The sequence below is a fragment of the Nocardiopsis halotolerans DSM 44410 genome, assembly GCF_000341065.1.
GTDB lineage: Bacteria > Actinomycetota > Actinomycetes > Streptosporangiales > Streptosporangiaceae > Nocardiopsis > Nocardiopsis halotolerans.
Genome location: NZ_ANAX01000298.1, coordinates 1 through 10,989, shown reverse-complemented (window position 1 = coordinate 10,989; position 10,989 = coordinate 1). Strand labels below are relative to the sequence as shown.

Here is a 10,989-nt window from a genome sequence, read left to right as displayed (position 1 = left end):
CGGGGCGGCGGCCGGACGGCCGCCGCCCCGGGTCTGGTCTGTGGGCCTTCGGCGGAACGGGGACGGGGCCCGCCGGTACGGGCGACAGGGTGGCGCCCACGGCCTCGATCGGGGACCGCGGAGACGGTCTCCTAGCAGGAGATCGTGTTGGCGCTCGGGCAGGTGGTGCCCCAGCAGGTGGTACCGAAGGTGACCGGGCCGGGGGCCTCGGCTCCGCTGCCCTCGACCGCGTGGCCGGAGCCCGGGGTCTCGAAGGTCTCGGCGTCGACGTCGAGGTTGATCTCGGGGCGGTTGCTGGCGGAAACAGCCATGGGAATTCCTCTCTCTGGTGCGGGGCGACCTTACACACGGCCACGCCGAACACAGATTAGGTTTTGCTTCCGCCCCGGTCTTCGTTCGCACGGACCATTTTCCCGGCCTCCCCGCGGAGGGTTTCCCTTCCTTTCCCGGGGAGGTGCCTCCGCCCTCCGAACGGGGTCCTCCGGGAGGAGGCTCCCTCCCCGAGGGAGGAGGAAGGGCTGCCACAACGGGAGAAAGGGGAACGTACGCCCAGGCCGTCCGGCCTTCCGCTATCCGCGTCGGGGTTCTCCGTCCGCGTCCTCCCGTACACGGACGTGCCCGGCCCCTCCACCCCGGTGAGGAGGTGCACCACACCCCGGATAAATACTCGAAAAAGGGACAAAACACAAATAAAACAGAAAAGCGAGGAAGACGACTTCCCACCCCGAAGCGGTGATACACCCGCGGAATACGACCACGCCCGGGGCGTCTCCGGAAAGGCGGAACCCCCCGGCCACGGGGACGGGGGAGGCGGAAGGTGGTCCCGGTCCGGAGCCAGCCCCCCGACCGCGGCCGGCTCCCCCGCCCGGTCGCGCCCTGGCGGGACGGACCCGCAAAACCCCTCGCCAGCCTCCGCACCGGTCCGGTACGCTCCGGGACTGTTTGCATCGCCGGGAGTCCCGCGGTCCGCGTGTGGCCTCCCCGTTTCCGAACCGAGAGTGGGTTTCCTCCATGGCGTGTCGTATCAGTGAGCTCGTGCTCGGCTGCCGCGATCCCGAGTTGCTGGCGCGGTTCTGGTGCGAGGTCCTGGACTTCGTCGTGCTCGACCGCGAGTACGACGGCACGCTGGAGATCGGACCGCGCGAGGGGTTCGGCGGCCCGCAGCCGACGATCATCCTCAGCCGCAGGGACGAGCCGGAGAAGGGCAAGCCCCGGCTGCACATCGACGTCAACGCCACCGACCGCGACCAGGACGCCGAGCTCGAACGCCTTCTCGCCCTCGGTGCCCGCCCGGCCGACATCGGCCAGACGGGGGACGAGCAGTGGCACGTCCTGGCCGACCCCGAGGGCAACGAGTTCTGCCTCCTCAAGGCCCGCCTCAACCCGCTCTGAGGCCCGTCGGCCACACCTCGGCCCGGACTCACGGCCCCGTCACCCCGGTGACGGGGCCCTTCCCATCGTCAGCGACGACCGGCTCGCGACCCCACGTCGGAGCGGGCCTCAGAGGGCGGCGGCCTCCCGGGCCAGGCCGGTGATCCGCTCCCAGTCGCCCGCCGACACCAGGTCGGCCGGGGTCAGCCAGCTACCGCCCACGCAGCCCACGTTCGGCAGGGCCAGGTAGGAGGGCGCGGAGGCCGCGGTGATCCCTCCCGTCGGGCAGAACCGCACCTGGGGGAGCGGGCCAGCAAGCGACTTCAGGAAGGCGGCGCCGCCCGCGGCCTCGGCCGGGAAGAACTTCAGCTCCGACACCCCCCGCTCCAGCAGCGCCATGGCCTCGGACACGGTGCTCACCCCGGGCAGGAAGGGCAGGCCCGTGTCGGCCATGGCCGTGGCCAGGTCCCCGGTGCACCCCGGGCTGACCAGGAAGCGCGCTCCGGCCCTGGCGGACGCACGCGCCTGCTCGGGGGTGACCACCGTGCCCGCGCCGACCACGGCCTCGGGCACCTCGGCGGCGATCCGCTCGATGGCACCCAGCGCGGCCGGGGTCCGCAGGGTCACCTCGATGCCCCGGACTCCGCCCGCCACCAGCGCGCGGGCCAGCGGCACGGCGGTCTCGGCGTCCGGGACGACCACCACCGGCATCACCGGTGCCAGGTCGAGGATGTCCGCGCCCGAGCGGGGGATCGTCGTCATGTCGTGTTCTCCAGGATCGGTCTGATGTGGGGTGGGCGCGCCGCGGCCGCGGAGGCCGGTCCCCCGGCGCGCCCGGGTTCGGCGGGGGTCAGGATCCGAGGATCCCGGCGCCCTTCTCCGCGGGGCCGACCGAGCCGCGCAGGGCGGCGAAGAGCTCACGGCCGGTTCCGGTGGAGGAGTCCACGCCGGGACGGGCGGGCTCGCGTCCGCTCAGGTCGGCCAGCACCTCCAGTGTGCCCGTGGTGGCGTCCAGGCGGATGGGGTCGCCGTCGCGCACGTACGCCAGGGCGCCGCCCGCCTCGGCCTCCGGGGACACGTGGATGGCGGCGGGCACCTTGCCCGAGGCTCCGGACATGCGTCCGTCGGTCACCAGCGCGACCTTCTGGCCCCGGTCCTGGAGCACACCCAGCTGCGGGGTCAGCTTGTGCAGCTCGGGCATGCCGTTGGCGCGCGGCCCCTGGAAGCGGACCACCGCGACGAAGTCACCGGTCAGCTCCCCGGCGGTGAACGCCTCCAGGAGCTCGGCCTGGTCACCGAAGACGCGGGCCGGGGCCTCCACCACGTGGCGCTCGGGCGCGACGGCCGACACCTTGATGACGGCGCGGCCCAGGTTGCCCGAGAGCATGCGCAGCCCGCCGTCGGTGGCGAAGGGGTCGTCCACACCGCGCAGGACGGAGGTGTCTCCGCTCTCCTTGGGACCGTCGACCCAGGTCAGCTCGCCGCCCTCCAGACGCGGAACCTGCCGGTAACGTCCCAGGCCCTCCCCCATGAGGGTGCGCACGTCCTCGTGGAGCAGCCCGGCGTCCAGCAGGGAGCCGATCAGGTGGGCCATGCCGCCCGCCTCGTGGAACTGGTTCACGTCGGCGGAGCCGTTGGGGTACATGCGGGTGAGCAGCGGCACCACCTCGGACAGGTCCGCGAAGTCGTCCCAGGTCAGCTCGATCCCGGCGGCGCGGGCGATCGCCACCAGGTGCAGCGTGTGGTTGCTGGAGCCACCGGTGGCCAGCAGGGCGACCACGGCGTTGACGATGGCGCGCTCGTCGATCTGGTGGCCGAGGGGGTTGTGGGAGTCTCCCAGGGCGGTCCGGCCGAGCACGCGCCGTCCGGCCTCGGCCGTCAGGGCCTCGCGCAGCGGGGTGCCCGGCTGCTCGAAGCTGGCCCCCGCCAGGTGCAGGCCCATGACCTCCATGAGCATCTGGTTGGAGTTGGCGGTGCCGTAGAAGGTGCAGGTGCCGGGCGAGTGGTAGGCGGCGGACTCGGCCTGGAGCAGCTCGCGGCGGCCCACCGCGCCCTCGGCGAACTGCTGCCGCACGCGGGCCTTGTCCTTGTTGGGCAGGCCCGAGGGCATGGGACCGGCGGGGACGAACGCCACCGGCAGGTGTCCGAAGGACAGGGCTCCGATGAGCAGACCGGGCACGATCTTGTCGCACACACCGAGCATCAGGGCGCCGTCGAACATGTCGTGGGAGAGGGCGACGGCGGTGGCCATCGCGATGACGTCCCGGCTGAACAGGGACAGTTCCATGCCCGCGCGGCCCTGGGTGATGCCGTCGCACATGGCGGGCACGCCCCCCGCGAACTGGGCGACGCCGCCCGCCTCGGACACGGCGGCCTTGATCAGAGCGGGGTAGGACTCCAGCGGCTGGTGCGCGGAGAGCATGTCGTTGTAGGCGGAGACGATCGCCAGGTTGGGCGTGACGTCGCCGGACAGCCTGAGCTTGTCGGAGACGCCGCAGGCCGCGAAACCGTGGGCCAGGTTGGCGCAGCCCAGGGCGGCGCGTGCGGGTCCCTCGGCCGCCGCCCCGTCGATCCGCTCCAGGTAGGCGGACCGGGTCTCGGCGCTGCGCTCGGCGAGGCGCCGGGTGACGTCGGCGACTGTGTCGTTGATGTGCGCGGTCATCGGGGTCGCTCCTCTTCGTACCACGTACGGCCCGTACGGCCGATGAGCCGGTGCGCGCCCGCGGGGCCGGCGCTTCCGGCTGGATAGGTCTCGGGGGTGGTGCTCAGTCCGTTCCACGCCTCGATGACGGGATCCACCCACCGCCACGCGGCCTCGACCTCGTCGCGGCGCATGAAGAGGGTGGAGTCCCCCGCCAGGACGTCCGTCAGCAGCCGCTCGTAGGCCTCGGGCGAGCGGGTGGAGAAGGTGTCGGCGAAGCTGAGCTCCAGGGGGACCGGCCGCAGCCGCAGCGCTCCGGCGCCGGGCGTCTTGGCCAGCATGGTCAGGTGTATGCCCTCGTCCGGCTGGAGCCGGATGACGAGGCTGCCCGCCCCGGGGAGGTTGGTTCCGGGGAAGATCGTGTGCGGCACCTCGCGGAAGCGCACCACGATCTCCGAGCGGGCGTGGGACATGCGCTTTCCGGTGCGCAGGTAGAAGGGCACACCCGCCCAGCGCCAGTTGGCCACCTCGGCGCGCAGGGCCACGAAGGTCTCGGTGTCGCTGGTGGCGGGGCCGCCCGGCTCGTCGAGGTAACCGAGCACCTCGGTGCCCCGGACCGTGCCGCGCCCGTACTGGCCGCGCACGGTGTCCTCGGCGACGCGGTCGCCGGTGAGGGGCCGCAGCGACTGGAGGACCTTGAGCTTCTCGTCGCGGACGGCGTCGCGGTCGTAGCTGGCCGGGGGTTCCATGGCGGTCAGGCACAGCAGCTGGAGCAGGTGGTTCTGGACCATGTCGCGCATGGCGCCGGAGGCGTCGTAGTAGCCGCGCCGCCCGCCGACGCCGACGGTCTCGGCGGCGGTGATCTGGACGTGGTCGATCCAGCGGGAGTTCCACAGGGGTTCGAGGAAGACGTTGGCGAACCTCAGCACCAGCAGGTTCTGCACCGTCTCCTTGCCCAGGTAGTGGTCGATCCGGTAGATCCGCGACTCGTCGAAGACCGCGCCCACCGCGTCGTTGACGGCTTGGGAGGAGGCCAGGTCGCGTCCCAGGGGCTTCTCCATGACCACGCGGGAGTCGGGGGTCACGAGTCCGGCGTCGCTCAGGCCGCGGCAGATCGCGCCGGAGATCATCGGCGGGACGGCGAGGTAGAAGACGCGGTCGCGGTCGGGGGTGAGGACGTCGGCGAGGGCGTCCCAGCCTGAGGGGTCGCCGCCGACGTCCAGGGTGACGTGGGAGAGGCGGTCCAGGAAGCGGCGGAGCACGTCGGGCTCGGCGACCTGGACGGCGTGGTGCCCGCGGACCGCGGCGGCGGCCTTGTCCCTGAGGTCGGCGTCGTCGAGGCCGTCTCGGGAGACGGCGACGACGCGGGTCCCCCCGTCCAGGTGGCCGTCGCGGTCCGACAGGTACAGGGAGGGCAGGAGTTTGCGCATGGACAGGTCACCGGTACCCCCGAAGACCACCAGGTCGGTGGGACGGGACGCGGACTGCTGCGACATCTTCGGTCTGCTCCAGCGGAGAGGAGAGGGGAGGGGATGGGAGCGGGGGGCGGAGGGTGACGCGGCGGGGAGTACGGGGGGAGGAGGGGCGGCGCGGGCCCGGGGGCCGCTCGTCCCTTTCGACTGTAAGCCCGACTATGGTAAAAAACCAAGCACACTTGAGAACACTTTTTTACATAACCTCCCAGCCTTCACGCCGTAACCCCATGGTTGAATGAGATATGGCCAGAACCCCGGGACGCCTGTCCTCCGCTGCCACCAGCGGCCACATCCTGGAGCTCATCCGTTCCGGCACCGCGACCAGCCGCTCCGAGATCGGCCGGGTCACGGGCCTGTCCCGCCCCTCCGTCGCCCTGCGGGTCACCGAGCTGATCAGCGGCGGACTCGTCACCGAGGGTTCGGGGGCGGTCTCCAGCGGCGGTCGACCGCCCACCCTGCTGGAGTTCAACGCCGACAGCGGCCTCATCCTCACCAGCGCCCTGGGCATGGCCCGCAGCCAGGCCGCCGTGTGCGATCTCAACGGCGACGTCCTCGTCCGCGCCCCGGGCTCCCCCGACATGGAGCTGGGGCCCGACGCCACCCTCCCCTGGCTGCTGGACACGTGGTCGGAGCAGATCGCCTCGCTCGGCCGCGACCCCGATGACGTGCGCGGTGTGGGCATCGGCCTGCCCGGCACCGTCGAGTTCCACGCGGGCCGCGCCGACGACCGCCCCTTCCTGGGCAGGTGGGCGGGCGTGGCGCTGGCGCCCCTGGTCGCCGAACGCTTCCCGGTACCGGTGCTGGTCGACAACGACGTGAACGTGATGGCGCTCGGCGAGCACATCGCGGGCGGACACGGGCACCCCGACGACATGGTGTTCGTGAAGGTCTCCACCGGGATCGGCGCGGGACTGCTGTCCGGGGGGCGGCTGCTGCGCGGAGCGCTGGGCGCCGCCGGGGAGATCGGGCACGTCCCGGTACGCGACGCCGGAGGGCTCCCCTGCCGCTGCGGCAACACCGACTGCCTGGAGGCGGTCGCGGGCGGCCGTCGGCTGCTGGAGAACGCCGCCGAGCGGGGGCGCCGGGTGGACACGCTCAAGGACCTGGTGGCGCTGGCCGCCGGGGGCGATCCGGTGGCGGTGACCCTGGTCCGGTCGGCGGGACGGCGACTCGGCGAGGCGCTCGCCGGAGCGGTGAACCTGCTCAACCCCGAGGTGATCGTGCTGGGCGGCGACCTGTCGGAGGCCTACGACCACCTGGTCGCGGGCGTGCGTGAGGTGGTGTTCCAGCAGTGCACGGCCCTGGCCACCCGTCAGCTGCGCGTGGTGGCCAGCTCCCTGTGGGACGACGCGGGCGTGCGCGGCTGCGCCGCCATGGTGACGGAGGAGATCCTGTCCCCGGAGGCGGTGAACAAGCTCCTGGCGGGCTGAGGAAGAGGGGGGAAGGGCCGCCCCGCCGGGCACCGGCACGGGAAGCGGCCCGGAAACACCCTCCCTCCACAGACCGCCGCCCCGGGAGTTACCTCCGCCCCTGACCGGGAACGCCGTGTACGGGGACTTCCGTCCCTCCGCTGACCGCCCCGGCCCCACGACCTTCCCTGCTCTCGGAACCGAGCCGGCCGACCTGCGACGACGCCGTCGGCGACGGCCCCGTGCCCACCTCCCACACTTGACAACCACCCCCGATGTGGCGAATAGTCACGCAGCACCAATCCCGCCCCCGCACACCTCCGTCACCCCCGTGACCGCGCCCGTGCGGTTCCCCGCCCGGAAAGGTCCCTGCCGTGCTCCTAGAGAACCCGCTCGTGTTGATCCTGCTGGGTGCCGGAATCAGTCTGGTCACCAGCGTCGTCGTGACCGGCGTCCAGGCCCGCCTCATCCGGCGCGACGGCATCCGCACCTCCTCCCGCGCCTCCGCGCGCACCCTCACCAGCGCCTTCATCGCCGAACGCGACTCGGACAGCAACAGGGAGAGCTTCCTCGCCGAGGCGGAGCTGACGGTCATGTCGATGACCGACCGCAAGACCCGGGACCGCCTGCGCGACGTCATCCGGCTGCTGCGCGAGCGGGCCCTGCCCGAGGTCGAGGAACTCAGCGGCGTCAGGTCCGAGCGCGCACGCCAGCTGCTGTGCGACCACGCCCTGGAGGTGCTCGGCGCGCACCTGCGCTCCGAGCGGCTGCCCGAGGTGCCCGCACCGGTCCGCAAGATGCTCTCCGTGGAGGAGGAGGCGCTGAGCATCCACTCCGGTGAGACTCCGCGTCCCAGTGAGCCCATCGCCAAGAGCGCGGTCACTGCGCGTCCCCGCCACACCGGTGCCAAGACCCCCGCCCCCGCCCGGAAGACCACCAAGGGCTCGACGTCCAGGACACCCGCCAAACCGGCGGCGAAGGGCGGACGCTCCAGCGCGGGCTCGGAGGAGACCAAGGAGAAGGAGAGCGCCTTCTGGGACGACTGATCCGCGGCCGACGCCCGTCATCCCCGTCCGGCTCCCCGCCCCGTCGCCCCGGCGCGTCGGGGCCGCGGTGTTTCAGGCGGGCGGCCGGGGGAAGGTCAGGCGCACGGATTCCAGGAGACGACCGCGGGGCTGAGGAACTGTGCGTCGCAATCGTGGTCAGACCCCCCGCCCAAGGACGACCCGAACGCGCGGCCGGAGAGATCTTCGCCTAGGATCGCTGCCACGCGCGGGTTTTCCGTGCCGTCGGCCGCACCCGGTTTCCGGTGCTGCCTGTGCCCCGTGGGCCGCCCTGACTCCCGGCCCCGGTTTCGGCGACCGCCCGCCGTCAGCATTCCGTGCGATCTCCGCCCCTCCCCCGACGCGACCACGTGATCCTCCGGCCCGGCGTCCGAACGTTGGCACGTCCCGCTGTCCGAACCCACCGAGATTGCACGATGTCCGCTGACGAGAACTCCTCCGCCGCGTCCGGCGCGGATCACACACCAGACCAGAGTCCCGAGGACGACTCCGCCGCACGTTCCGACCCCGGCGACACCGGCGACGACGGGGCCGGTGAGCACACCGCCGTGGCCGACACCGGGGCCGATGGGAGTGGTGGAGCCACTGAGCCGGTCGAGGGCGCCGAGAACCCCGGGACCGACGACGTCCAGGAGAACGAAGAAGCCGAGGAAACCGCACGGGCCCCCGGTGCCGTTGAGAGCACGGAGGACGCTGAAACCGACAGGGCCGACGTGGGTGATGCGGCCGACGAGGCCGACCCGGCGAGCACGACCGTGTCGGGTTCCGCCGCCACGGCGCCCACCGGGGACTCCGCGTCCCCCAAGGGCTCCGGAGGCGACGGCGGCGCCGACGGGAACCCCGGGGACGGGGCCACGGCCTCCGTCCTCCCCGCTCCACGGAAACAGCGCCGGAAGCGCCGGATCCTGCTGTGGGTCGCCGCGACCCTGGTCCTCGTCCTGGCCGCCGGGGTCGGTACCGCCTACGGCTACTACCGCTCCCTGCGCTCCGACATGGTCCAGTACGACATCGACGGGCTGCTCGGCGAGGAGGACCGTCCCGACCGGCTCAACGACTCCGTCAACATCCTCTTCATGGGCACCGACGGCTACGAGGAGGGCACCACCGCCTACGAGACCGCGTTCGAGGGCAAGCGGTCGGACTCGATCATGCTGGCGCACGTCTCGCCCGAGAACCGGGTGTCGATGATCAGTTTCCCCCGGGACTCCCTGGTGACGCTGCCCCAGTGCGACCCCTACGGCGAGACCGAGGGCACGCCCGGCTACTTCGGCATGATCAACGCCGCGATGTACCACGGCGGCCCGCCCTGCGTGGTCCGCACCATCGAGTCGCTCACCGACATCCGCGTCGACCACTTCGTGCACCTGAGCTTCATGAGTTTCCGCGACGTGGTGAACGCGATCGGCGGCGTGGAGATGTGCATCCCCGTGCCGATGGAGGACGGCCGCTCGGGACTCGACCTGGACGCGGGGCGGCAGACGCTCGACGGTGACGAGGCCCTGTCGTTCGTGCGGGCCCGCTACGAGATCGGCGACGGCGGCGACATCGGCCGGATCGACCGCCAGCAGATGTTCCTCGCCGCCCTGGCCGACCAGGCGACCAGCAACGAGGTGCTCACCAGTCCGGCCAGGCTGAACGACATCCTGCGTGCGGTGGCCGAGCACAGCGCCACCGACACCGCCCTCACGTTCGACAGGATGCTCTCGATCGCCGTGACCCTCTCGGGCGTGGAACTGACCGACATCGAGTTCCACACCGTGCCCTGGTACCAGGCGCCCTCCGACCCCAACCGGGTCCTGTGGCACGAGGAGCAGGCGGGGGAGTTGTTCACCGCCGTGCGCGAGGACCGGCCCCTACCCGTCTCGATGGCTGACGAGGCACCCGTGCCCCAGGAGACGCCGGGCACCTCTCCCTCACCCGTGGACGAGGACGTCGCGGACGCGTCCCCGGAGGCGGACGCCGCTCTTCCGGGCGTGGGACGCGACGCCACCTCCGACCCGTGCTCCGACGGTCTGGGCTACGGCACCGGGGAGATGACGGAGTAGGGGCCACCGAGAACCCCCGAGACGACGCGGGCCCCGGGCCCGGTACGGAACCGATGTCCGTGCCGGGCCCGGGGCCCCTCCTTGTTCCGGCCCCCGTCGGAGCAAGAAGGCCGCGGCCCCGGATCCCCCTGGTCCGGAGCCGCGGTTGGTGCCTCAGGCGGCGGAGACGCTCCCCGCCCCGCCGGTACGCGCCTGGAACCCCCACAGTTCCGTTCGGCGCCCCGCTCGGCGGGGGGTGGTCCCNCCCCCGCCACGACCGGCGGGCGCACGCTCCAGGGAGGTCAGGAGAGGCTGGAGGGCAGCGCGTCCTCCAGCTGGCCGGGGTCGACGTCGGGCTGCCCCAGCTCGGGCACGCCGTCCACGCCGACCAGGTCGTTGCCCACGAAGTCGCCGCCGGGGTTGAGTTCCGTCGTGCGCACGGCCTCGACGGCCAGGTCGGTGACGTCCGTGGCCTCGGGCGCGGCCAGGGGCAGGGTGTCCTCGGGCACGGGCAGCAGCTCGGCCGGGGCGTCACCGACGGTCTCGGGCAGCGAGGACGCGCCAGCGGACATAGGCAGCACGTCGTCGGACAGCACCAGGTCGGAGACCACGCCGGCGGTGCCGCCGGTCAGGTCGGTGTTCTGGTCGTTGAGGGGGGCGACGGGGCTGTCCGCGGCGGCCAGGGGCAGGGTCTCCCCGGGCGCGGGCAGGGTGGTGGCGTCGAGGCCGCTCAGGTCGCCGCCGACCTCGTGGGCGCCCCGCTCGACCGACGCGCCCAGCTCGTTCAGGTCCGAACCGACCTGGTCCGTGGTGTTCTGGAGGGGCAGGGAGGAATCCGTGTGCGACAGGGGCAGGGTGCCACCGCCGGAGTTCAGGAGACCGCCCAGCGGGTTGGCACCGCCCAGCAGACCCGTGCCACCGAGCACCCCGCCCAGCGGGTTCCCCGACAGCGGGCTCGCGGCCATCGGCTCGGTGGAGGCGTGCGACAGGGGCAGGGTGCCGCCC

At 72.6% G+C, this 10,989-nt stretch carries 8 protein-coding genes and 1 pseudogene; 4 read left to right on the top strand and 5 right to left on the bottom strand.

Going from position 1 to position 10,989, the window contains the following annotated elements:
* Positions 1-131: 131 nt before the first annotated feature.
* Positions 132-311 carry a hypothetical protein gene (locus D455_RS0122040; RefSeq protein WP_017572855.1) on the bottom strand — a complete coding sequence of 60 codons (180 nt, stop codon included), beginning with the start codon at positions 309-311 and terminating at the stop codon, positions 132-134.
* A 700-nt stretch (positions 312-1,011) separates the two neighbouring features.
* On the opposite strand from D455_RS0122040, the gene D455_RS0122035 reads away from it, so the two are divergent.
* Positions 1,012-1,392, top strand: a complete 381-nt coding sequence (locus D455_RS0122035; RefSeq protein ID WP_017572854.1) for a VOC family protein — start codon at positions 1,012-1,014, stop codon at positions 1,390-1,392.
* Between the two features lie 108 nt (positions 1,393-1,500).
* Here D455_RS0122035 and eda read toward each other — a convergent pair whose 3' ends face one another.
* From eda to zwf, 3 genes are all read right to left on the bottom strand, one after another.
* Positions 1,501-2,133, bottom strand: coding sequence for a bifunctional 4-hydroxy-2-oxoglutarate aldolase/2-dehydro-3-deoxy-phosphogluconate aldolase (gene eda / locus D455_RS0122030; protein WP_017572853.1), 633 nt, complete (start codon positions 2,131-2,133; stop codon positions 1,501-1,503).
* A gap of 88 nt (positions 2,134-2,221) precedes the next feature.
* Positions 2,222-4,033: a phosphogluconate dehydratase gene (edd, locus tag D455_RS0122025; protein WP_017572852.1), complete on the bottom strand. Its 1,812-nt coding sequence runs from the start codon at positions 4,031-4,033 to the stop codon at positions 2,222-2,224.
* Entirely contained in the window at positions 4,030-5,508 is a 1,479-nt protein-coding gene (gene zwf, locus D455_RS0122020; RefSeq protein ID WP_017572851.1) for a glucose-6-phosphate dehydrogenase, read from the bottom strand. The genes edd and zwf overlap by 4 nt, the downstream gene beginning before the upstream one ends.
* A 221-nt stretch (positions 5,509-5,729) precedes the next feature.
* On the opposite strand from zwf, the gene D455_RS0122015 reads away from it, so the two are divergent.
* The 3 genes from D455_RS0122015 to D455_RS0122005 all read left to right on the top strand — a co-directional run bounded on the left by D455_RS0122015 (position 5,730) and on the right by D455_RS0122005 (position 10,005).
* On the top strand, positions 5,730-6,917 hold the full coding sequence (locus D455_RS0122015) for an ROK family protein (protein ID WP_017572850.1): 1,188 nt from the start codon (positions 5,730-5,732) through the stop codon (positions 6,915-6,917).
* A gap of 353 nt (positions 6,918-7,270) precedes the next feature.
* Positions 7,271-7,942, top strand: coding sequence for a hypothetical protein (locus tag D455_RS0122010; protein ID WP_040685054.1), 672 nt, complete (start codon positions 7,271-7,273; stop codon positions 7,940-7,942).
* A gap of 434 nt (positions 7,943-8,376) precedes the next feature.
* Positions 8,377-10,005 (top strand): LCP family protein, encoded by a 1,629-nt coding sequence (locus D455_RS0122005; protein ID WP_017572848.1) that lies wholly within the window; start codon positions 8,377-8,379, stop codon positions 10,003-10,005.
* A 281-nt stretch (positions 10,006-10,286) separates the two neighbouring features.
* On the opposite strand, the pseudogene D455_RS0122000 reads toward D455_RS0122005, so the two are convergent.
* Positions 10,287-10,989: pseudogene (locus D455_RS0122000) on the bottom strand (hypothetical protein); the annotation flags it as partial.

What these genes read in the sequence shown, in the direction of transcription:
- D455_RS0122040 (WP_017572855.1), bottom strand. Translation starts at nt 311, where the DNA reads ATGGCTGTTTCCGCCAGCAACCGCCCCGAGATCAACCTCGACGTCGAC.
- D455_RS0122035 (WP_017572854.1), top strand. Translation starts at nt 1,012, where the DNA reads ATGGCGTGTCGTATCAGTGAGCTCGTGCTCGGCTGCCGCGATCCCGAG.
- eda (WP_017572853.1), bottom strand. Translation starts at nt 2,133, where the DNA reads ATGACGACGATCCCCCGCTCGGGCGCGGACATCCTCGACCTGGCACCG.
- edd (WP_017572852.1), bottom strand. Translation starts at nt 4,033, where the DNA reads ATGACCGCGCACATCAACGACACAGTCGCCGACGTCACCCGGCGCCTC.
- zwf (WP_017572851.1), bottom strand. Translation starts at nt 5,508, where the DNA reads ATGTCGCAGCAGTCCGCGTCCCGTCCCACCGACCTGGTGGTCTTCGGG.
- D455_RS0122015 (WP_017572850.1), top strand. Translation starts at nt 5,730, where the DNA reads ATGGCCAGAACCCCGGGACGCCTGTCCTCCGCTGCCACCAGCGGCCAC.
- D455_RS0122005 (WP_017572848.1), top strand. Translation starts at nt 8,377, where the DNA reads ATGTCCGCTGACGAGAACTCCTCCGCCGCGTCCGGCGCGGATCACACA.